This is a genomic window from Pontibacillus sp. ALD_SL1 (assembly GCF_017355605.1).
Map to the genome: position 1 here is coordinate 1,608,201 of NZ_CP062974.1, position 22,723 is coordinate 1,630,923.

The 22,723-nt window shown below is 41.3% G+C and carries 22 protein-coding genes and 1 other annotated feature; all 22 genes read left to right on the forward strand.

Annotation, left to right across the window (positions count from 1 at the left end):
- Positions 1-13 precede the first annotated feature (13 nt).
- Entirely contained in the window at positions 14-733 is a 720-nt protein-coding gene (gene sigE / locus IMZ31_RS08105) for an RNA polymerase sporulation sigma factor SigE (protein WP_036778497.1), read from the forward strand.
- Between the two features lie 311 nt (positions 734-1,044).
- Positions 1,045-1,824 carry an RNA polymerase sporulation sigma factor SigG gene (sigG, locus tag IMZ31_RS08110; RefSeq protein WP_036778499.1) on the forward strand — a complete coding sequence of 260 codons (780 nt, stop codon included), beginning with the start codon at positions 1,045-1,047 and terminating at the stop codon, positions 1,822-1,824.
- A gap of 131 nt (positions 1,825-1,955) precedes the next feature.
- Positions 1,956-2,225 (forward strand): YlmC/YmxH family sporulation protein, encoded by a 270-nt coding sequence (locus IMZ31_RS08115; RefSeq protein WP_207530022.1) that lies wholly within the window; start codon positions 1,956-1,958, stop codon positions 2,223-2,225.
- Positions 2,226-2,300: 75 nt separating this feature from the next.
- Positions 2,301-3,110: a peptidoglycan editing factor PgeF gene (gene pgeF / locus IMZ31_RS08120; RefSeq protein ID WP_207530023.1), complete on the forward strand. Its 810-nt coding sequence runs from the start codon at positions 2,301-2,303 to the stop codon at positions 3,108-3,110.
- Positions 3,111-3,128: 18 nt separating this feature from the next.
- A complete protein-coding gene (locus IMZ31_RS08125) occupies positions 3,129-3,809 on the forward strand; it encodes a YggS family pyridoxal phosphate-dependent enzyme (protein ID WP_207530024.1) in 681 nt (226 codons plus the stop codon).
- 15 nt (positions 3,810-3,824) lie between these two features.
- Positions 3,825-4,286 (forward strand): cell division protein SepF, encoded by a 462-nt coding sequence (locus IMZ31_RS08130; RefSeq protein WP_242705679.1) that lies wholly within the window; start codon positions 3,825-3,827, stop codon positions 4,284-4,286.
- 8 nt (positions 4,287-4,294) lie between these two features.
- The gene (locus IMZ31_RS08135; protein WP_188654988.1) at positions 4,295-4,561 is read left to right on the forward strand and encodes a YggT family protein; all 267 of its coding nucleotides are present in this window, start codon (positions 4,295-4,297) and stop codon (positions 4,559-4,561) included.
- Between the two features lie 112 nt (positions 4,562-4,673).
- Entirely contained in the window at positions 4,674-5,447 is a 774-nt protein-coding gene (locus IMZ31_RS08140; protein WP_207530025.1) for a YlmH family RNA-binding protein, read from the forward strand.
- 147 nt (positions 5,448-5,594) lie between these two features.
- Positions 5,595-6,110 carry a DivIVA domain-containing protein gene (locus IMZ31_RS08145; protein ID WP_188654810.1) on the forward strand — a complete coding sequence of 172 codons (516 nt, stop codon included), beginning with the start codon at positions 5,595-5,597 and terminating at the stop codon, positions 6,108-6,110.
- 49 nt (positions 6,111-6,159) lie between these two features.
- Positions 6,160-6,391, forward strand: a binding site (T-box leader).
- 86 nt (positions 6,392-6,477) lie between these two features.
- Complete coding sequence (gene ileS, locus IMZ31_RS08150) at positions 6,478-9,231, forward strand: isoleucine--tRNA ligase (RefSeq protein ID WP_207530026.1); 2,754 nt, start codon at positions 6,478-6,480, stop codon at positions 9,229-9,231.
- 152 nt (positions 9,232-9,383) lie between these two features.
- Entirely contained in the window at positions 9,384-9,848 is a 465-nt protein-coding gene (gene lspA, locus IMZ31_RS08155; RefSeq protein WP_207530027.1) for a signal peptidase II, read from the forward strand.
- A complete protein-coding gene (locus IMZ31_RS08160) occupies positions 9,845-10,750 on the forward strand; it encodes an RluA family pseudouridine synthase (protein WP_207530028.1) in 906 nt (301 codons plus the stop codon). The genes lspA and IMZ31_RS08160 overlap by 4 nt, the downstream gene beginning before the upstream one ends.
- Before the next feature lie 197 nt (positions 10,751-10,947).
- On the forward strand, positions 10,948-11,490 hold the full coding sequence (gene pyrR / locus IMZ31_RS08165; RefSeq protein WP_207530029.1) for a bifunctional pyr operon transcriptional regulator/uracil phosphoribosyltransferase PyrR: 543 nt from the start codon (positions 10,948-10,950) through the stop codon (positions 11,488-11,490).
- Positions 11,491-11,649: 159 nt separating this feature from the next.
- Complete coding sequence (locus IMZ31_RS08170; protein ID WP_207530030.1) at positions 11,650-13,026, forward strand: solute carrier family 23 protein; 1,377 nt, start codon at positions 11,650-11,652, stop codon at positions 13,024-13,026.
- Between the two features lie 171 nt (positions 13,027-13,197).
- Positions 13,198-14,124, forward strand: a complete 927-nt coding sequence (locus tag IMZ31_RS08175; RefSeq protein WP_207530031.1) for an aspartate carbamoyltransferase catalytic subunit — start codon at positions 13,198-13,200, stop codon at positions 14,122-14,124.
- Positions 14,084-15,373, forward strand: a complete 1,290-nt coding sequence (locus IMZ31_RS08180) for a dihydroorotase (protein ID WP_207530032.1) — start codon at positions 14,084-14,086, stop codon at positions 15,371-15,373. The genes IMZ31_RS08175 and IMZ31_RS08180 overlap by 41 nt, the downstream gene beginning before the upstream one ends.
- Positions 15,351-16,457 (forward strand): carbamoyl phosphate synthase small subunit, encoded by a 1,107-nt coding sequence (locus tag IMZ31_RS08185; RefSeq protein ID WP_207530033.1) that lies wholly within the window; start codon positions 15,351-15,353, stop codon positions 16,455-16,457. Before IMZ31_RS08180 ends, IMZ31_RS08185 begins: the two co-directional genes overlap by 23 nt.
- Positions 16,436-19,648 (forward strand): carbamoyl-phosphate synthase large subunit, encoded by a 3,213-nt coding sequence (gene carB, locus IMZ31_RS08190; protein ID WP_207530034.1) that lies wholly within the window; start codon positions 16,436-16,438, stop codon positions 19,646-19,648. The genes IMZ31_RS08185 and carB overlap by 22 nt, the downstream gene beginning before the upstream one ends.
- Positions 19,642-20,409 carry a dihydroorotate dehydrogenase electron transfer subunit gene (locus IMZ31_RS08195; RefSeq protein ID WP_207530035.1) on the forward strand — a complete coding sequence of 256 codons (768 nt, stop codon included), beginning with the start codon at positions 19,642-19,644 and terminating at the stop codon, positions 20,407-20,409. Before carB ends, IMZ31_RS08195 begins: the two co-directional genes overlap by 7 nt.
- A complete protein-coding gene (locus IMZ31_RS08200; protein ID WP_207530036.1) occupies positions 20,409-21,344 on the forward strand; it encodes a dihydroorotate dehydrogenase in 936 nt (311 codons plus the stop codon). Before IMZ31_RS08195 ends, IMZ31_RS08200 begins: the two co-directional genes overlap by 1 nt.
- On the forward strand, positions 21,316-22,032 hold the full coding sequence (pyrF, locus tag IMZ31_RS08205; protein WP_207530037.1) for an orotidine-5'-phosphate decarboxylase: 717 nt from the start codon (positions 21,316-21,318) through the stop codon (positions 22,030-22,032). The genes IMZ31_RS08200 and pyrF overlap by 29 nt, the downstream gene beginning before the upstream one ends.
- On the forward strand, positions 22,019-22,660 hold the full coding sequence (gene pyrE / locus IMZ31_RS08210; RefSeq protein ID WP_207530038.1) for an orotate phosphoribosyltransferase: 642 nt from the start codon (positions 22,019-22,021) through the stop codon (positions 22,658-22,660). Before pyrF ends, pyrE begins: the two co-directional genes overlap by 14 nt.
- Positions 22,661-22,723: the final 63 nt, after the last annotated feature.

Consider the following 22,723-nt stretch of genomic DNA (forward strand, 5'->3'; position numbering starts at 1 on the left):
GGGGAGGAGAACTATGAGGAAATGGAAGCTTAAGGTTCAATTATGGTGGTATAAACTTTTATACAAATTAGGCTGGAAAACGGACGAAGTGTACTACATTGGGGGAAACGAGGCTCTTCCACCACCGCTTAGTAAAGAAGAAGAAGCAGAACTCTTGCAAAAGCTTACGAAAGGGGATCAAGCTGCGAGAGCCATCTTAATTGAACGAAATTTAAGGTTAGTGGTTTATATAGCTCGCAAGTTCGAAAATACAGGAATTAATATCGAGGACTTAATTAGTATTGGAACCATAGGACTGATCAAAGCAGTGAATACCTTTAACCCTGAAAAGAAGATTAAATTAGCTACGTATGCTTCTAGGTGTATAGAAAATGAGATTCTTATGTACTTAAGAAGAAATAATAAGATTCGCAGTGAAGTTTCATTTGATGAGCCACTAAACATTGATTGGGATGGAAACGAATTGCTGTTATCAGATGTGTTGGGAACGGATGAGGATATTATTACAAAAGATTTAGAAGCAAGCGTTGATAAGAAATTGTTGCTAAAAGCTTTAGAGCAACTGAATGATAGAGAAAAGCAAATTATGGGATTACGATTTGGTCTAGTCGGAGAAGAAGAGCGAACACAAAAAGACGTTGCTGATATGTTAGGGATATCACAGTCCTACATCTCAAGATTAGAGAAGAAAATTATTCGTCGTTTAAAGAAAGAGTTTAATAAAATGGTGTAGAAGAATAATGTATTAGACGAAAATGATTGAGTTCATTTTCGTCTCTTTTTTTGTAACTTTGTTTACCACTCAAGATTATATGGATATCCAACTACATATATTCCATTATTTCCATACATAAGATATGGATTTATGCGGTGAAAATAGAAGAACTGTAAATTTTTTTAGTTCTTCTTTTTTTAGCGATTTATAGCTAATTCTCATGTAAGAAAGCTGTTAGGCTTCCACACATGAAAAGACACTCGTGCATAAATTTCCCTCGCCAGGAGATACTGTTTTTTGACAGCAGCTCCACTGAGGAGGGTATAGATTTGACACGACATAAAGTTGAAATTTGCGGAGTCGATACATCAAAATTACCGGTACTTAAAAATGATGAAATGCGTAAGTTATTTACGCAAATGCAAGCAGGAGACGAAAGTGCCAGAGAAGTGTTGGTAAATGGGAACTTACGTCTTGTGCTGAGTGTTATTCAGCGCTTTAACAATCGAGGAGAATACGTGGATGACCTTTTCCAAGTTGGTTGTATTGGACTAATGAAATCCATTGATAATTTTGATTTGGGTCAAAATGTAAAATTCTCAACCTATGCTGTACCAATGATTATTGGAGAAATTAGACGTTACTTAAGGGATAATAATCCTATTCGTGTTTCTCGCTCGTTGAGAGATATCGCTTATAAAGCTTTACAAGTACGAGAGAAGCTCATGAGTAAGACGTCTAAAGAACCAACACCAATGGAGATTGCTGAGGAGATGGGAGTTCCCCATTCCGATGTTGTGTTTGCTCTTGATGCAATTCAAGATCCAGTTTCATTATTCGAACCCATTTATAATGATGGTGGGGACCCGATATTTGTTATGGATCAGTTAAGTGATGAGAAAAACAAGGATTCGATTTGGATTGATGAGATTGCCTTACAAGAGGGTATGAGAAGATTAAACGACCGAGAAAAAATGATTTTGAATAAGCGATTTTTCCAAGGAAAAACGCAAATGGAAGTTGCCGATGAAATTGGGATCTCCCAGGCTCAAGTCTCTCGTCTCGAAAAGGCTGCAATCAAGGAAATGAACAAACAAATGTATGACTAATGGATGGGTCTAAGTACGCATGAAATGTACTTAGACCTTTTCTGTTGTCTAATTTAAAGGTTATTGAATATATATTCTGGTGAAGATTAAGCCATCTTGAGCATAAAATAGCTACAAAGGTGGTGTCATGAATGGTGACGATATCTGATTTACAAGTAAAGGAAATTATTTCTGTAGAGAATGGTCAAAAAATTGGTCATATGACTGACTTAGAAATTGATGTAGATAGAGGGAAGCTTCTTGCAATCGTAGTTGGGACAAAGGGAAAGATGATGGGGTTATTTGGAAAAGATGAAGAGCTAGTTATCCCTTGGTCTTCGATCTTAACTATAGGAGAAGATGTTATATTAGTTAAAAATGTGACACGTCCTGAATTATATCCCCCGGAAAAGCCAGAATAAGCGGATTCACTCAAGAATTTTCCTACAGAATGTGATAAAATATACGAAACCATTATTTTTTTGGAGGTAAGAAGCATGGAGAGCTTTCATCATACACATCCTTCTTATATGGAGTTAACGAAGTGGACGTATCCTCATCCTGAATTGACTGTAGGGCTTACGACACGTATAGGCGGTACAGGAGAGGCTCCGTTTGATTCGTTCAACCTGGCTTGGCACGTTCCTGATCAACAAGATACGATTAGAAAAAATAGAGAATCGCTGGCCCAATTATTGGATTTCCCACTCGAATCCTGGGTAGGTGGGGAACAAGTTCATAAGACAGAAATTAAACGTGTTACAAAGAAAGATTTAGGGAAAGGTGCAACTTCAAGGGAAACCGCTATCCCGGATTGTGATGGCCTAATTACGAACGAACCTAACGTATTACTTACTGCTTTTTATGCGGATTGCGTACCATTATTTTTCTTTGACCCAGTACATAACTGGATTGGTATTGCTCATGCTGGTTGGCGAGGAACCGTAGCCAGCATGGGACCTAAGATGATCGAAGCTTTAGAAAAGTATGGTGCCGACAGAAGACACATTCGAGTTGCAGTAGGACCCTCAATAGGCGGGGATGCATACGAAGTAGATGATGCTGTGGTAGATCAGATTCCTGAACAATTTCGCTCTGAACCGACAGTAATTGAGCAAGGAAATGGAAAGTATTTATTGTCACTTCAGCAGATGCACAAGGAATTACTCATGCAAGCAGGTATAAAAGAAGACCATATTGAAGTATCTGAATATTGTACATATCAAAATAGCCATTTATTCTTCTCCCATAGAAGAGATGAGGGCAAGACCGGTAGAATGTTAGGTTTTATTGGGTTTAAAAAGTAAGAAAGGAGACATTTTTTCGTGGACATCAAGAAAAATGTCGAGACTGTGACAGAAGAGATCAAACAAGCCTGTGAAAGAAGCGGGAGGAACTCCTCGGATGTTACGGTCATAGCAGTGACAAAATACGTATCTATTGAACGTGCTAAAAAAGCAGTAGATGCCGGTATCACACACTTAGGTGAGAACCGTTCTGAAGGTTTACAAGAAAAATTTGATGCCATGGGCTCAGAAGCAAAATGGCACTTTATCGGTTCTTTACAATCTAGAAAAGTTAAAGATGTTATTGATACTATAACGACCATACATTCCTTGGACAGACTTTCTTTAGCTAAAGAAATTCATAAGCGAGCTAAACAAAAAATTTCTTGTTTCGTTCAGGTTAATGTTAGTGGTGAAGAGTCCAAACACGGTTTGTCGCCTGATGAGGTTCTTTCGTTTATTGAACGTTTGTCAAACTATGACAATATCCTAGTAGAAGGACTAATGACGATGGCGCCTCATACGGAAGACGAAGAACGGTTACGTTCTACTTTTCGCCACCTACGCGAAATAAAAGAAGAGGTAGAGAGAAAAGGTTGGGACCATGCTCCTTGCCATGGATTATCAATGGGGATGAGCAACGATTATCAGATTGCCATTGAAGAAGGAGCAACCCATGTACGCATTGGCTCAAAGTTAGTCGGTCGTGAGGATCAATAAAAGAGGTGAAAAATCATGGGATTCATGAAAAGTGTTAAGAAAATTTTCGCTTTAGAAGATGAATATGAATACGAATACGAATATGTGGATGCTGATGAGGAAGAAGTGGACCAGAGAAATCATCCGAAGCAACGTGATGCTCAGACGAAAGAAGAGAAAAAACAAAATGTAGTCAGTTTAAAAAGTGTACAACCTGCTTCAAAAGTTGTTCTGCTTGAGCCAAGAACGTATAATGAGGCACAAGAGATTGCTGATAATCTAGTCAATCGTAAAGCGGTTGTCATTAATTTGCAGCGAGTAGATCATCATCAGGCAAAACGTATTGTAGATTTTTTAAGTGGAACCGTTTATGCTATAGGTGGGGATATGCAAAAGCTAGGCTCACAAACCTTTTTGTGCACGCCTGATAATGTAGATGTCTCTGGCAACATTTCAGAAATGTTTGCTAGTGATGACGAATACGAGAAAAGGTGGTAGACAATTTGATAGGGATCATTTTTGAATTTTTAAGCTTTGCGCTTTCAGCATATTTTTATGCGCTTATCGGTTACATTTTAATGTCCTGGTTCCCGGGTGCACGAGATTCTTCAATTGGTCGATTTTTAAGTGCGATTTGCGAGCCGTATTTGGAGCCGTTTCGAAAGATTATTCCTCCACTTGGAATGATTGATATTTCGCCTATCGTAGCGATTTTTGCTTTAAATATTGCTCAGCTATACGGCTTACCCGTATTGTATAATATTTTAGTATAATCCATAAGAAATGAACCGATTATGGGATGTCTAAAGAGGGCTTTTCTCTTAATGATTAGAGAGGAAGTTTTCGTTAGACATCCTTATTTTATAGATCAAGTAGGTGAATGTGATGGACATCTATCAGCATTTCCGTAAAGAAGAACAACCCTTTATCGACCAAGTGCTATCATGGCAGGACGAAGTAGCTTCTCGCTATGAAAGGAAAGTAAGTGACTTTCTTGACCCAAGAGAGCAATACATATTTCGTTCTATTATTGGTAATAACGAAGATTTTGTATTAAGGGATTTTGGGGGATATGAAACGGCAGAACGTAAACGCCTTATATTAGCCCCGTTTTATGAGAATCCCCTGGATGAAGAGTTTGGTGTGACTTTATTAGAAGCTAGTTATCCAAGTAAGTTCGTTACACTTGAGCATAGGGATGTGCTTGGAGCTTTTATGTCTCTTGGTATTAAACGTAATAAGTTGGGAGACTTAATCGTAACGGATACCCATATTCAAATTCTTCTAGCAAGTGAAATTGCAGATTACGTTAAGATGAATATGACAGGTATTAAAAAAGCTGGGGTTTTGTTTGAAGAACGTCCCTTAGGAGAAGTTCTTGAAACACAAGAAGAGTGGCAAGAGCAATCTGGAACTGTATCATCTCTCCGTTTAGATGTTATGGTGAAAGAGATCTACAACATTTCAAGGCAAAAAGCTGGTTTATTTATTGATAAGGGAGCCGTTAAAGTAAACTTTCGCACAGTAGAAGATCCCTCTTTTACTTTGGAAACGGGGGACCTTATATCACTGAGAGGGAAAGGTCGTAGCGTTGTAAAAGAAATTGAGGGTAAAACAAAAAAAGATAAATGGCGAATTGTGACGGCTGTGTTAAAATAATAAGTAGAGGGCAAAAAGATGATTCTCTCTTTTTTCGATAAATTTACATGAATACTTGTGGAAATGAGAAGGATTTAGTGAGGTTTTGTCGAATTTATAGCTTACTGAAGAAATGTGTATATTTATTTATAAAAGGAGGTGGCCCTAGTGGCACTTACACCATTAGACATCCATAACAAAGAGTTTACGCGTGGGTTTAGAGGATATGATGAAGACGAGGTCAATGAATTTCTTGATCAGGTTATTAAAGACTATGAATCAGTTATTCGTGAAAAGAAGAACTTAGAGGAAAAAGTAAGCCAGCTGGAAGAAAAGCTTGGTCACTTTAGTAATATAGAAGAAACGTTGAATAAATCTATTCTTGTGGCTCAGGAGACAGCAGAAGAAGTGAAGGGGCACGCAAACAAAGAATCGAAGCTTATCTTAAAAGAAGCTGAGAAAAATGCTGATCGTATCATAAATGAAGCATTATCGAAATCTCGCCGAATCTCATTAGAAGTTGAAGAACTGAAAAAACAAGCTAAAGTGTTCCGTACCCGTCTAAAGATGATGGTAGAAGCACAGCTTGACATGTTAGAAACTGATGACTGGGATGAACTGTTCAATGAGGAGATCGAAGAAGAAACAGAATATGAAAAAGAGCTAGCCGAAAATAATTCTTGACGCTTAAGCTATTTTTACATATAATTCATTAACAGAACTATATCTATATACACATATGGTGACAGGGACAGTACGAAATAAATAATCTACACAAGCGAATCAGGGATGGTGGAAGCCTGAGTAAGATGTTATTTTGGAAGATCACCCTCGAGTACCTCTATTGATCTTGTTTGTAAATAGAGGCGTTTCATTCACGTTACGAATGCTAGAGTGGATTTTTAAAGACGTCATATGTCTTTTAATCTATAAGGGTGGTACCGCGAGACCTTCTCGTCCCTTCTGGGATGAGAGGGTCTTTTTTGTTTTTTTAGAGGTATCAGTCTATAGCAAATTGACTATGCTGAACTTATGAAGGAGGAACGGTTTAATGAACTATAAAGACACCTTGCTCATGCCTAAAACGGAGTTTCCTATGCGAGGGAACCTTCCGAATCGTGAGCCTAAAATGCAACAACAATGGGAAGAGATGAACATTTATGAAAAGGTACAAGAGCGTACACAAGGACGCCCGTTATTTGTACTTCATGATGGCCCTCCATACGCCAATGGTGATCTTCACATGGGTCACGCGCTAAATAAAGTATTGAAAGATTTTATTGTACGTTATAAATCTATGGCAGGATTTCATGCGCCTTACGTACCAGGTTGGGATACGCATGGCCTTCCGATTGAGCAAGCACTAGCGAAAAAGAAAGTTAACCGTAAGAAGATGACGGTCGCTGAATTTCGTGAAAAATGTGCTGAATATGCGTTAAAACAAGTTGATAACCAGCGTCATCAATTCAAGCAACTTGGTGTACGCGGTGACTGGGATCACCCATATATTACGTTGAATAAAGATTACGAAGCTGCCCAGATCGAAGTCTTTGGAACTATGGCAAATAAGGGTTATATCTATAAGGGTAAAAAACCAGTTTACTGGAGTCCTTCATCTGAATCCGCATTAGCTGAAGCGGAAATTGAGTATCAAGACAAACGATCTGCTTCTATTTACGTCGGATTTGATGTTAAAGAAACGAACGGGGTTTTAGAAGGAGATGAAACGTTTGTAATCTGGACTACTACACCTTGGACGATCCCGGCTAACCAAGGTATTGCCGTTCATCCTGAATTGAATTATGTGAAAGTGAAAGTAGATAGTGGTAAGTATATCATTGCTGAGAAATTAATTGATGAAGTTGCAGAAGCTCTTGAATGGTCAAATCCAGAAATCGTTAAGACATATAAAGGAAGCGAACTTGAACGAGTAGAAGCACAGCACCCCCTTTATGATCGCTCTTCTCTTGTCGTGCTAGGTGACCACGTTACGACAGACGCTGGTACTGGTTGTGTACACACAGCACCAGGACACGGGGAAGATGACTTCTGGGTAGGTAAACAATATGGACTTGAAGTCCTTTGTCCAGTTGATGAAAAAGGGTACTTCACAGATGAGGCACCTGGATATGAAGGTTTGTTCTATGATGCAGCGAATAAAGACATCACAGAAAAGTTAAAAGAAGTAGGGGCTTTATTAGACTTAACGTTTATCACGCACTCTTATCCACATGACTGGCGTACGAAGAAACCAACAATTTTCCGTGCGACAAGCCAGTGGTTCGCTTCTATTAAAGATTTCCGTGAAGATATTCTAGAAGAAATCAAACAAACGAAGTGGACGCCTGCATGGGGCGAAACACGCCTTTACAACATGGTTCGTGACCGTGAAGACTGGTGTATTTCCCGCCAACGTGCGTGGGGTGTTCCTATTCCTGTATTTTACGGTGAAGACAATACTCCAATTATTACAGAAGAGACCATTCAACACGTTTCAGACTTGTTCCGTGAACACGGATCAAACGTTTGGTTTGAGCGTGAAGCAAAAGACTTGCTTCCTGAAGGCTTCACATCAGAGCACAGCCCTAATGGGACGTTTACGAAAGAACAAGATATCATGGATGTTTGGTTCGACAGTGGCTCTTCTCATCAGGCTGTTCTTCATGAACGTGATGAACTTGCTCGTCCGGCAGACCTTTACTTAGAAGGTTCTGATCAGTATCGTGGTTGGTTCAACTCTTCTCTTTCTACAGCTGTTGCTGTAACAGGAAAAGCACCATTTAAAGGTATTCTTAGCCATGGCTTCGCTCTTGATGGCCAAGGCCGTAAAATGAGTAAATCTGTAGGGAATGTAGTTGTTCCAGATAAAGTGATGAAGCAGCTTGGTGCAGATATCCTTCGTCTATGGGTTGCGAGTGCAGACTATCAATCAGACGTACGTATATCAGACGATATCTTGAAACAAGTATCAGAAGTTTATCGTAAGATTCGTAATACATTCCGTTTCTTGCTAGGAAACTTACATGACTTTGATCCAAAGACAAATTATGTAGAGCAAGAGAATCTTCAAGAAGTTGACCGTTATATGTTCCTACGCTTACAAGAGCTAACAAGCACAGTGCGTAAGGCTTATGATGAATATGAGTTCTCTACCATCTATCATGCAGTTCATAACTTCTGTACGATCGATTTGAGCTCGTTCTACTTAGACTTTGCAAAAGATATTCTTTACATTGAAGCAAAAGACGATGCCCGTCGTCGTAGTATTCAAACGGTTTACTATGAAATGGTTATGTCTCTTACGAAGCTTCTATCGCCAATCCTTTCTCACACAGCAGATGAGGTGTACCAACACATTCCTGGCGTAGAAGAGTCGAGTGTTCAATTAACGGATCTTCCGGAAGTTCAAGAAGTTAAAGATCATGAAGCTCTTAAAGCAAAGTGGGATCACTTCATGGGCGTTCGTGACGATGTCTTAAAAGCACTAGAAGAAGCACGTGCTGACAAAGTAATTGGTAAATCTCTAGAAGCACATGTGACGGTTGTCCCTAAAGATGAACAAACAAAACAGCTTCTAGAAAGTGTCGATCATTTAGAACAACTATTGATTGTATCAGGAGCTACAGTTGCTGATACAGCAGCAGAAGCTAAAGAATATGATCACGTATCTGTTCTTGTGAAAGCTCACCCAGGTGAGAAATGCCAGCGCTGCTGGGTTGTCTCAGAAGAAATCGGAGAAAGCGAAGCTCATCCAGAACTTTGCCCACGCTGTGCTTCTGTTGTTGAAGAGCACTACAAAGCATAAGAATTCGTTTACTGCCTGTCTTCGCCATTTGGCGGAGGCAGGTTTTTCATTACCCCTTAAACTTTATTAGCGGGAAATGATTTTCGCGCACGTTTCTTAGAAGTGTGGTAAAATGCTAAAGGAATAGTTTGTGTAGAACGGAGGAACATGTTTTGTGGTATTACGTTTTGGCGATTGTGATCATACTTATTGATCAACTGACGAAATGGATAATTGATACACAAATGAAATTGCTAGAAAGTATCCCTGTAATTGAAGATGTTTTTTATATTACGTCTCACCGTAACAAAGGAGCGGCATGGGGGATGCTAGAAGGACAGTTTTGGTTTTTCTATATCATTACAGTATTCGTGATTGCTTTTGTGATTTATTACATTCAAAAGTATACAAAAGATAACCCCTTGCTTGGAATATCTCTTGGGTTGATTTTAGGCGGTGCTGTTGGGAATTTTATCGACCGGATCTTTAGGAAAGAAGTCGTAGATTTCCTTGATGTTTACATTGGTAGCTATGATTTCCCTATTTTTAACGTAGCTGATTCTGCGCTTGTTGTCGGAGTAGGGCTTGTCTTTATAGCTACAATTTTAGATGAACGGAAGAAAGGAAGCACAAAATGAGTTTAAACACCCATCATATAACACAAGAAGAACATAATGAGAGATTAGATAAAGTATTAACATCTTTAAGCGAAGATGCATCTCGTGCTCAAGTACAAGCATGGGTGAAGGATCAATTCGTAACGGTTAACGGTGCGCACCAGAAGAGTAACTATAAATGTCAAGAAGGAGATGTCTTATCCTGGGATATTCCAGAACCAGAACCAATGGAAGTAATGCCAGAAGACATTCCTGTTAACGTCGTATATGAAGACGAAGATGTGATTGTAGTGAACAAACCTAAAGGGATGGTCGTACATCCTTCAGCGGGCCATAGTGGCGGTACACTTGTAAATGCTCTATTACATCATTGTCAAGATTTATCAGGTATTAATGGAGTCATGCGCCCAGGTATTGTTCATCGTATAGATAAAGATACAAGCGGACTTTTAATGGTTGCAAAGAACGATAAAGCTCATACATCTTTAGCGGAACAGCTTTCGAATAAAACAGTGGAACGTAAATATGTAGCGCTAGTTCAAGGTGTGATCCATCATGAATATGGGACCATTGATGCTCCAATCGCGCGTGATCCAAAAGACCGCCAAAAGATGGGCGTTGTAGAAGGTGGCAAAGATGCTGTCACACACTTTAAAGTGTTAGACCGCTTTGAAGAACATACACTTGTCGAATGTGTTCTAGAAACAGGGCGTACTCACCAAATTCGTGTTCACATGAATTATATAGAGCATCCAATCATCGGGGATCCAAAGTATGGTCCACGTCGAACGCTTGATTTAAATGGACAAGCTCTTCACGCGAAAGAGTTAGGATTTGAGCATCCTTCCACAGGAGAATGGCTTCACTTTGATTCCGACCTCCCAGAGGAGCTCAAACAAGTTTTAGAGTATTTGAATAAATAGGTTGACGGAATAAATGTCCTATGGAATAATTGGGAACTAGAATAAAGACCTTTAAAACAGTCCCGTGAGGCTGAGAAGGGTACGGATGAACGAGACAGTTATGTCCTTAGTTGGGTATACGTCTATCTAAATCCCCTTCTACCGCGGTAGAAGGGGATTTTTTCGTACCTCGTGAAAACAGGAGGGAATAAGACAGCATGGAGAAGAAAGCACTCGTACTAGATGAAGCAGCCATACGACGCGGACTTACAAGAGTTGCCCACGAAATCCTTGAAAAGAATAAAGGGGGTAAGGGTCTTGTGCTTGTTGGAATAAAAACAAGAGGTGTCCCACTAGCGAAGCGTTTAGCTGAAAAGATCTCGCAAATAGAAGGGATCGAAGTGCCGATTGGTGAAGTGGACATCACGCTTTACAGAGATGATCTAACGAAATCCGAGGACAATGAAGATCCTACTATTAAAGGAACACATGTTGAAACAGACCTTGCCGGTAAGAAAGTCATTCTTGTCGATGATGTTCTCTACACAGGAAGAACAGTGCGGGCAGCTATGGATGCCATCATGGATTATGGTCGACCAGCCCAAGTTCAACTTGCTGTTCTAGTAGACAGAGGCCATCGTGAATTACCAATTCGAGCGGATTATGTAGGCAAAAATGTGCCAACATCTCAAGAAGAAGTCATCGGTGTTCAGTTGTTGGAATCAGATGAAGTGGATGAAGTAAGTATTTATACGAAGTAAAAATAGAAGACCTTTAAATGAAGTCCTGTGAGGCTCGAAAGGTCGCAATGACTAGGCAACGTGTATCTATAGGACACGTCTACCTCTTTGCGAGCTTTCGCAAAGAGGTTTTTTTATGGAAAGAAATCAAAGCATGCTCATACAAGAGGAGGATCATAAATGAAGAAGAACCAAGTGAATTTAGGCGTAAGAGAAGTACCGAACTTGCCTAAGTGGATTGCTTTAAGTTTACAACATTTGTTTGCCATGTTTGGGGCTACAATCTTAGTACCATTTCTTACTGGATTATCTCCAGCCGTTGCTTTAGTATCGAGCGGCGTAGGGACACTCGCTTACCTAGCGATTACAAAGGGGAGAATACCTGCTTATCTTGGTTCAAGCTTTGCGTTTATCCCTCCCATCATAGCTGCAGATCAAGCAGCAGGGGTTCCGGGTATTATGATTGGAAGCTTTATGGCTGGACTTGTATACGGCGGAGTTTCCATGCTTATTAAGCTGTTCGGAACGAAATGGATCATGAAAATTCTTCCACCTGTAGTGGTAGGTCCTGTCATCATCGTAATCGGACTAGGGCTAGCCTCTACTGCGGTGGACATGGCGATGAACGATAGTGATGGGAATTACTCATTAACTTACATGACAATCGCGGCTGTTACATTAACTTTAACCATAATTGCCTCTTTGTTCTTTAAAGGATTTATGAGTATCATTCCAGTGCTCTTTGGAATAACAGGCGGGTACTTGTTCGCATTAACGCAAGGTGTAGTTGACACTAGTGGAATACAAGCTGAATGGAATGAGATCACATCAGCAACAGGAGTTCTAAGCTTTTTAGGAAGCTTGTTCCAAATGCCAGACTTTACATTACCATTTAGAGATTTCTCACCAGGATCAGTGCCGATTGCAGAAATAGCACTAATTATGGTACCCATTGCATTTGTGACCATTGCTGAGCATATAGGAGATCAAATGGTTCTCTCAAAAGTCGTCGGTCAAAACTTCCTAGACAAACCAGGCCTTCATCGCTCTATTGCAGGAGACGGTTTAGCTACTATGATTGCATCCTTTTTAGGAGGACCACCTAATACAACATATGGAGAAAACATTGGAGTCTTGGCCATTACAAAAGTATTTAGCGTCTTCGTCATCGGTGGAGCGGCCGTAACAGCCATTTTCTTCGGATTCATTGGCATCGTTACAGAAGTGATCGGTGCAGTCCCATCAGCGGTTATGGGCGGGGTATCCATCCTTCTGTTTGGAATTATCGCTTCAAGTGGACTGCGGATGCTGATTGATAATAACATTGATCTTGGAGACAAACGAAACTTAATCATTTCCTCAGTCATCTTAGTTATTGGAGTGGGTGGAGCGAAACTTCAATTTAATGGTTTTGCAGTTTCTTCTATGGCATTAGCAACACTAGTCGGGGTACTCTTAAACTTGGCACTGCCAGGCAAAGAATCCGCCTACGGAAATGGAAACATGTTCAAAACAGAAGATGAACAAGCTGAAAAGTCAGATGACTCAGCTGCTTGAATCGACATCAACACTTTTTAAAGAAGTCCAGAGAGGTTTCAAAGGGTGAAAAGGTTCGATCTGTGTTTCGTGCGCTTTTTTATAAAATCACGGACCCAGTTTAACCAGCATCCTTATCACAGGGTGCTGGTTTTTTTATACCTTTTCTAAAACCAGAAAGGGGAGAGTAGCATGAAACACATTCTTACGATGAATGATTTCACGAACGAAGAGATTTATAACTTGCTAAAACAAGCAAAAGGGATGAAAGATGGAAAAGTTCAATCTTTCCGAGCTAAACCAACCTTTGTAGCAAACTTATTCTTTGAACCTAGCACAAGAACAAAGATGAGCTTTGAAGTCGCAGAGAAGCGATTAGGGTTAGACGTTCTGGATTTTTCTCCAGAGAGTTCGAGTGTTCAAAAAGGCGAATCCCTTTACGATACTGTTCGAACAGCTGAATCTCTAGGTGCTTCTGCGGTGGTTATCCGTCACCCGAAAGAAGGTTATTATCATGAGCTGGTCAACGGGGTATCAATCCCGATCTTAAACGGCGGTGATGGTAAAGGTGAACATCCTTCACAGTGTTTGTTAGACCTCTACACCATCTATGAAGAGTTTGGAACCTTTAAAGATGTGCATGTGGTCATATCAGGAGATGTCAAACACAGTCGAGTAGCGCGTTCAAATGCATACGCACTGAGTCATTTAGGGGCGAAAGTCAGCTTATCAGGGCCTAAAGAGTGGAAAGACAATACACTTGATTTTCCTTATCTAGAAACAGATGAGGCGGTGCAACAAGCAGATGCTCTTATGCTCTTACGTATTCAAAATGAGCGACACAATCAAAAAGGCAATCAGTCTCTATACTTACAACAGTACGGTTTAACGTCAGATCGGGAACAGAAAATGAAATCACATAGTATTATCTTGCATCCGGCACCAGTGAACAGGGGAGTAGAGATTGAGAGTGAACTGGTTGAAGGGGAGCGCTCACGCATTTTTGCTCAAATGGAAAACGGGGTTTATGTGCGTATGGCCATGCTGCGAGCGGCATTACAAGAAGGGGGTAAAACACATGCATACACTAATCAAAAATGTACACAACTTACACAATAATGAATTGACCAATCTAATCGTTGATGGAAAGACCATTAAAGGGTTTACTTCAGAAGAACTAGCTGTAGACAGAATGATAGATGGTAAAGGATGCGTAGTGGCTCCTGGCTTTGTGGACGTTCACATCCATCTGCGTGAACCTGGTGGAGAAGAGAAAGAAACGATTGAAACCGGTACAAACGCAGCTGCTCGTGGAGGATTCACGACAGTTTGTGCCATGCCAAATACCAGGCCTGTCCCTGATAGCGAGGAACATTTAAAAGCGCTGCAGGAAAAAATCAAAACAAAAGCAAGTGTTCGTGTCTTGCCTTACGCATCGATTACAACAAGGCAGCTGGGGCAAGAGTTAACAGATATGAGAGTTTTAAAGGAAAATGGAGCGTTTGCATTTACAGATGATGGAGTAGGTGTTCAGTCTGCTGGGATGATGCTTGAGGCAATGAAGAGAGCCGCTTCCCTGAATATGTCCGTGGTAGCTCATTGTGAAGACAACTCCCTAATTCACGGGGGCGTTATGCACCAAGGGGAGAGGAGCAGAGAACTGGGACTTCCAGGTATCCCTTCAATCTGTGAATCTGTTCAAATTGCTCGTGATGTCTTGCTTGCAGAAGCCACAGGATGTCACTACCATGTCTGTCACGTAAGCACGAAAGAATCGGTGCGTGTGATTCGAGATGCCAAACGGGCTGGAATCCACGTAACAGCAGAAGTTACCCCTCACCACCTTTTGCTAACAGAAGAAGATATTCCGGGGGATGATGCCCTGTTTAAAATGAACCCTCCGCTTCGTGCCCAAGAAGATCAACTTGCGCTTATTGAAGGGTTAGAAGATGGGACAATTGACTTTATCGCTACGGATCACGCTCCTCATACAGACGAAGAGAAAGAAGGCGGATTTTTAAGTGCCCCTTTCGGTATCGTTGGGCTCGAAACGGCATTCTCCTTGTTATTCACCCATTTTGTAAAAACAGGGCGGTGGACATTGCAACAGTTGGTAAACTGGATCAGCCATAAGCCGGCTAGAGTGTTTGGATTGCCGTATGGCACACTTCTAGAAGGAGCACCTGCTGACTTGGTGCTTTTAGATCTTAAGGCAACGGCAGAGGTGAATACAGAAGATTTTGCATCAAAAGGGAAGAACACTCCTTTTAGTGGGTGGCAAGTAACGGGTAGACCCGTTCTAACAATGGTTGATGGAGAAGTGATTTGGAAAGGGGTAGAAACACATGAAACGACAACTTATTCTTGAAGATGGAACAGTATTTATCGGAGAAGCCCTTGGAAGTGAAAACCTTACAAGCGGTGAGGTCGTATTCAATACAGGGATGACAGGGTACCAGGAAATTCTTTCTGACCCATCTTACTGCGGACAAATCATAACGTTAACGTACCCTTTAATAGGAAATTACGGTATTAATCGAGAAGATTTCGAAACGATTAATCCATTTGTAAGCGGACTTGTTGTGAAAGAAGCGTGCTATCATCCGAGTAACTTCCGCTCTGAAGAAACACTAGATGCTTATTTAAAGGCAAGAGATATTCCTGGAATTAGTGGTATAGACACCCGGATGTTAACGAAGAAGATCCGCCAGTATGGAACAATGAAGGGCGCTTTTGCTTCGATTGAACAATCTCCTAAAGAAGTGCTAGCAGCACTAGAAAATGAGAGTTTCCCCACAGATCAGGTTCAACGTGTTTCAACCGTTAAGCCATATGTGGTACCAGGTCGGGGAGAACGAATTGTACTTGTTGATTACGGTATGAAACATGGGATCTTAAGAGAATTCACAAAGCGTAACTGTCATGTAACGGTTGTTCCATATAGCACCACTGCTGAAGATATATTAAAACTAAAGCCAGACGGCGTCATGCTTTCTAATGGACCAGGAGATCCAAAAGATGTACCTGAAGCTGTAGAAATGATTCAGGGGGTGCTCGGGAAACTTCCTCTGTTTGGCATCTGCCTTGGACATCAACTCTTTGCTTTAGCGTGCGGGGCGGATACGGTCAAGATGAAGTTTGGTCACAGAGGTTCGAACCATCCAGTAAAAGATATAGCAACGGGTCGAGTGTATATGACTAGTCAAAACCACGGGTATGCTGTGGAAGAAGCATCGGTTGAGGCTACAGACTTACAAATTAGTCAGTACGCTTTAAATGATGAGAGTGTAGAGGGGCTTTTTCATCCCAAATATACAGCCTTTTCTGTACAGTATCACCCCGAGAGTGCACCAGGACCAGAAGATTCAAACGGATTATTTGATGAATTCCTATCTATTGTGAAACGAGATAAGAGAAGGGAGCGAGTTGTATGCCAAAGCGTACAGATATAAACAAAATATTGGTGATTGGATCCGGTCCAATCATCATAGGTCAAGCAGCGGAGTTCGATTATTCGGGTACGCAGGCATGCCAGTCGCTAAGAGAAGAAGGCTATGAAGTCATTCTTGCAAACTCCAATCCGGCTACGATAATGACAGATGAAACGATAGCGGATGAAGTATACATGGAGCCTTTAACTGTAGAATTCCTAGCAAAAATTATTCGTAAAGAGAAACCAGATGCCCTTCTACCTACACTTGGAGGTCAAACGGGTCTGAATATGGCTGTGCAACTAGAAGAGGCTGGAATCTTAAAAGATTTTAATGTTGAGTTACTAGGCACATCCCTAGAAGCCATCCAGCAAGCTGAAGATCGGGAGAAGTTCCGTTCCTTGATGTATGAGTTAAATGAGCCAGTTCCAGAAAGTACGATTGTCAGTACGGTAGACGATTGCTTTCAATTCGCTGAAGAGATTGGATATCCTGTCATTGTTCGCCCTGCCTACACAATGGGAGGAGCAGGTGGAGGAATGTGTTACTCAAGGGAAGACCTTAAAACCATTGCTCATTCTGGACTTCAGCTATCGCCTGTCAATCAGTGTCTAATTGAAAAAAATATTGCAGGCTTTAAAGAAATAGAATATGAAGTGATGCGAGACCATAACGACCACGCCATTGTGGTCTGTAATATGGAAAATGTCGACGCGGTCGGAATTCATACAGGCGATTCAATCGTAGTAGCTCCGAGTCAGACTCTCAGTGACCGTGAATACCAAATGCTTCGGAACGTTTCATTAAAAATTATCAGAGCCCTAGAGATTGAAGGGGGCTGTAACGTTCAACTAGCATTAGATCCAAACAGCTTTGACTATTACATCATTGAGGTCAACCCAAGGGTAAGTCGATCATCAGCTCTTGCATCAAAAGCAACGGGATATCCAATTGCCAAAATTGCTGCAAAGATTGCTGTTGGACTAACTCTTGATGAAATTAAGAACCCTGTGACAGAAACATCTTATGCTTTGTTTGAACCAGCTTTAGACTATGTGGTATCCAAAATACCAAGATGGCCGTTTGATAAATTTATTAAAGGACATCGTATTCTCGGTACGCAAATGAAAGCGACAGGGGAAGTTATGGCTATTGGTCGTAACTTTGAAGAGTCTATACTTAAAGCGGTTCGCTCGCTAGAAATTGGAACAGAAGAGTTGTACTTAAAGGAGATTACGCATTTAACCCAAGAAGAAATGATAGAACGACTTATTAAAGCAGATGATGAGCGGCTGTTTATCATTGCAGAAGCTTTACGTAGAGGAATGACCACTGAAGAGATCGTCCGCCACACCAAAATAGATCCTTTCTTTGTGGAGAAGTTCGAAGGGATTGTTCAGTTAGAGAATCGATTAGAAAATAAGGCGTGGGATAGGGATCTTCTTAAAATCGCTAAAGAAAAAGGCTTTTCAGACACTGCGTTGGCACGCTTATGGAATGTAACAGAAGATGAAGTATACACGTACCGCACCAATGAAAGTATTGTTCCAGTATATAAGATGGTAGACACATGTGCAGCTGAGTTTGAATCCACCACACCTTATTTCTACAGCACATATGAAACGGAGAATGAATCTGTTCACTCGGAGCGGGAGAAGATCCTTGTACTTGGCTCTGGACCGATCCGGATTGGACAGGGAGTTGAATTCGACTATGCGACTGTCCATTCCGTACTGGCACTAAAAGAAGCGGGATATGAAGCGATTATCATGAATAACAACCCTGAGACGGTTTCAACAGATTTCAGTATTTCTGACAAGCTTTACTTTGAGCCGCTAACACTAGAAGATGTCATGCATGTGGTCGAATTAGAACAACCATTGGGTGTTATTGTTCAGTTTGGAGGGCAGACGGCTATTAATCTAGCAGACGGATTAGCTAGAAGAGGCGTCAATATTTTAGGAACCTCTTTAGAGGCTATTGATCGCTCAGAGGATCGTGACAAATTTGAATATACCCTTTCTAAACTTGGCATTCCGCAGCCAAAGGGTATTTGTGCCACTACAGCGGAGGAAGCGATGCAAGCATCTGAAACGCTGGGCTTCCCACTAGTTGTGCGCCCATCATACGTCCTTGGAGGGCGTGCAATGGAAATTGTGTACGACCAGTCTGAATTTGAACGCTATATTGAAGAAGCTGTAAAAGTACACAAAGATCATCCTGTCCTAATCGATACGTACATGACTGGGATTGAAATCGAAGTGGATGCCATCAGTGACGGAGAAACCGTTGTTATACCAGGTATAATGGAACATATAGAGCGAGCAGGTGTTCACTCCGGCGACTCCATTGCAGTCTATCCAACACAACGTATAAGCGAAGATATTAAAGAAAAATGTGTAGAGTATACAACGCGAATTGCACGAGAACTTGGCATTGTGGGCTTAATCAACATTCAGCTTGTGCTTCATAATGACGAAGTATACGTACTCGAAGTAAATCCAAGAGCAAGTCGTACAGTCCCTTTTTTAAGTAAAATTACCGGTGTAACAATGGCGAAGCTTGCCACTGAACTTATCATAGGAACAAGCTTAAAAGAGCTTGGCTATTCTGACGGGGTTTTACCTGAACCAAATGAAGTCTTTGTGAAGGTGCCAGTCTTCTCGTTCGAGAAGCTTCGAAGTGTAGACACATATCTTGGGCCTGAAATGAAATCAACTGGTGAAGTGCTTGGTCGTGATGTCACACTCGAAAAAGCACTATATAAAGGATTAACAGCATCGGGAATTGAAGTGCCTCGGAATGGAGCTGTCTTGATGACAGTAGCAGATAAAGATAAAGAAGAGCTTTTAGAACTTGCAACTCGCTTCCATCAGCTTGGATTTGAACTATATGCTACTGAAGGTACTGGATCAACGCTTGAGGAAGAAGGGCTTCCTGTCACAAAAGTCGCTAAAATTGGTTCAGAAGAACAAACCGTTCTAGATGTAGTCCAAAGAGGGCAAGTTCACATGGTTATTAATACGCTAACAACAGGCAAACAACCACGAAAAGATGGTTTCCGCATTCGCCGTGAAGCGGTAGAGCATGGCCTTCCATGTATGACATCTTTAGATACTGCTTCAGCGATACTAAGAGTGATTGAATCAATGACCTTTACAGCGCAGTCCATGCCAAAGACGAAACAACAAAAGGTGAGTGTACCATGTTAAAGAAGGACGACATGCACGTACTCCAGAATAAATGGATTGCTTCTAACACATTCGAAATGAAACTTACTGGTCGCTTCGTCAAATCGATGAAGCAACCAGGCCAGTTTCTACACATTAAAGTTGGAGATGGGACTTCACATGTCTTAAGAAGACCATTGTCTATTGCGAATGTAGATCATCATATAGTCACGGTTATCTATAAGATTGTTGGCAAAGGTACAAAGTGGCTTTCGGAAAGGAAAATAGGGGAAACGGTTGATGTTATTGGCCCGCGTGGAACAGGCTTTCCGATAGAGGGGATTCGTAACGAGCATATTGTTCTAATCGGTGGTGGTGTAGGTGTACCTCCCTTGTACTACCTTGGTCGAGAGCTTGTTCAACAAGGAAACACCGTCACTTCTGTTCTGGGTTTTCAAGGTAAAGATGGAGTCTTTTATGAAGATGCATTTCGTCAGCTGGGGGAAACTTGGATTACTACTGACGATGGAAGTCACGGCTATAAAGGGCGCGTCACGGACTTAATCGGTGAGCTTGATCAAGATGTAACACAGTACTTCTCTTGTGGACCTAAGCCAATGCTCAAAGGAGTCTCAGAGACATTTACGATCCCTGGGTTTATCTCGCTCGAGGAACGAATGGGCTGTGGAGTGGGGGCGTGTTTTGCTTGCGTGTGTGAAACCAGTGACCCTGATGATTCGAAAGGCTATAGGAAAATCTGTCAAGATGGTCCTGTATTCCCTGCTGGAGAGGTGGTGTTGTAATGGACTTACGAGTCTCTTTACCTGGTTTAGAGTTAAAAAACCCAATCTTGCCTGCATCAGGCTGTTTCGGATTTGGACGAGAATTTAGTGAATTTTATGATTTAAATGAGCTTGGTGCCATTACCATCAAAGCAGCGACTAATGAGGGAAGGTATGGGAATTCAACTCCAAGAGTTGCTGAAACATCAGGAGGAATGCTAAATGCGATTGGCCTTCAAAATCCAGGTGTTAAGCGTATTATGGAAGAAGAACTCAAATTTCTTGAACAATATGAAACTCCGGTACTTGCTAATGTAGCTGGTAGTACTGAAGAGGAATATGTAGAAGTAGCTAGAGCGCTCGGGGCCCATCATAGAGTAAATGCTCTTGAACTAAATATATCGTGTCCTAATGTGAAAGAAGGCGGAATTCAATTTGGGACAGATCCTACACTAGCGGCTTCTTTAACAAGAGCAGTGAAGAGAGTTAGTGAAGTTCCGGTTTACGTAAAATTGTCCCCCAATACAGGCGATATCGTAGAGATGGCGAAGGCAGTAGAAGAGGCCGGTGCAGATGGACTATCTATGATAAACACTCTTGTCGGAATGAAGCTAGATCTAGGGACAGGACGCCCTATACTTGCAAATGGGACAGGTGGTTTATCAGGTCCTTCTATTAAACCTGTAGCCATTCGCATGGTCTATCAAGTAAGTCAGGCTGTATCTATTCCTGTGATTGGTATGGGCGGGGTTACATGCGTGGAAGATGTACTCGAATTTTTATTAGCAGGAGCAAGTGCAGTAGCAGTAGGGACGGCTAATTTCCAAAATCCACTCATTTGTCCTGAGCTAATTGAACAATTACCAGAGCTCCTTGAAAGCTATGGCTATGATTCTGTACATGCGTGCATTGGAAGGAGCTTTAAACATGAAGAAACCTCTTTATCTGGCACTTGACTTTCCATCTGGAACTGATGCACTTGACTTTATTCGTGATTACGAACTTGAAGGCGTCCCTGTAAAAGTAGGCATGGAATTGTACTACAAAGAGGGGGCTGAAATTGTGAGAGCTTTAAAAGAAAAAGGGCATCCAGTTTTTCTTGATTTAAAGCTTCATGATATCCCGAACACAGTAAGATCAGCTATGAGAAATCTTGCTTCTTTACGTGTGGATGTTGTAAATGTTCATGCAGCAGGAGGCAGTGAAATGATTCGGGCAGCTAAAGAGGGAGTCCTTGAAGGAACAAGGGAAGGAGAGAATCCCCCGCTTCTCTTAGCAGTCACTCAATTAACGTCTATAACAGAACAAATGTTGCAAGAAGAACTTGGGATACAAATGACACTGGAAGAGACTGTCGTGAATTATGCTCAAATGGCTTATGATGCTGGAGCAAATGGTGTAGTCTGTTCTGCACATGAAGTAAGAGCAATACGCCAAGAATTGCCCGATTCTTTCCATCTCCTCTGTCCAGGGATTCGATTAGAAGATAATGACGATCATGATCAGAAACGTGTAGTGACACCAAATCGAGCGAGAGACCTTGGTGTGGATTCTATCGTTGTCGGTAGAGGAGTTACGAAAGCAGACGAACCACAAAAAATGTATCAATTATTCGAAAAGGAGTGGTCGTATGTTAACCGATAAACAAATTGCAAAGCGACTATTTGAAATAGAGGCACTACAATTTAGCCCAGATGTACCTTTTAAATGGACATCCGGTATTCTATCACCAGTCTACTGTGATAATAGGCTTGTAATGAGTGATGTATCTTTGAGAAAAGAGATTGCTCATTCCTTAGCAGAACATATACAAGTGAAATACCCTGATGTCGAAGTTATAGCCGGATGCGCAACGGCCGGTATCCCGCACGCTGCATGGGTAGCGGACGTACTTGGGTTACCGATGGTATATGTTCGTGATAAAGCAAAAGGGCATGGAAAAGGGAATAGAATTGAAGGTGAAATTAAAAGGGGACAGAAGGCGGTTGTCATTGAAGATCTTATATCTACCGGAAAAAGTTCGATCGCTTCAGCACAAGCTTTACAAGAAGCTGGTGTTGTGGTCGTAGGTGTACAGGCTCTGTTTTCATATGAACTTAAGAAAGCAGAACAGGCTTTTAAGGAAGCATCTTTTGAGTATCACTCTCTTACGACATTTCCTATATTACTAGAGGTGATGAAAGAACAAGGTAAAATGACTCCCGAGAGCTACAGTCGCCTAAAAGAGTGGAATCAAGACCCAGAAGCCTTTTCATATAATTACCAAGCTTAAGGGCATTGCTAGTACGAACCTTCCGTTGTACAATCATGTCAAATGTACAAACGTATGAAGGTC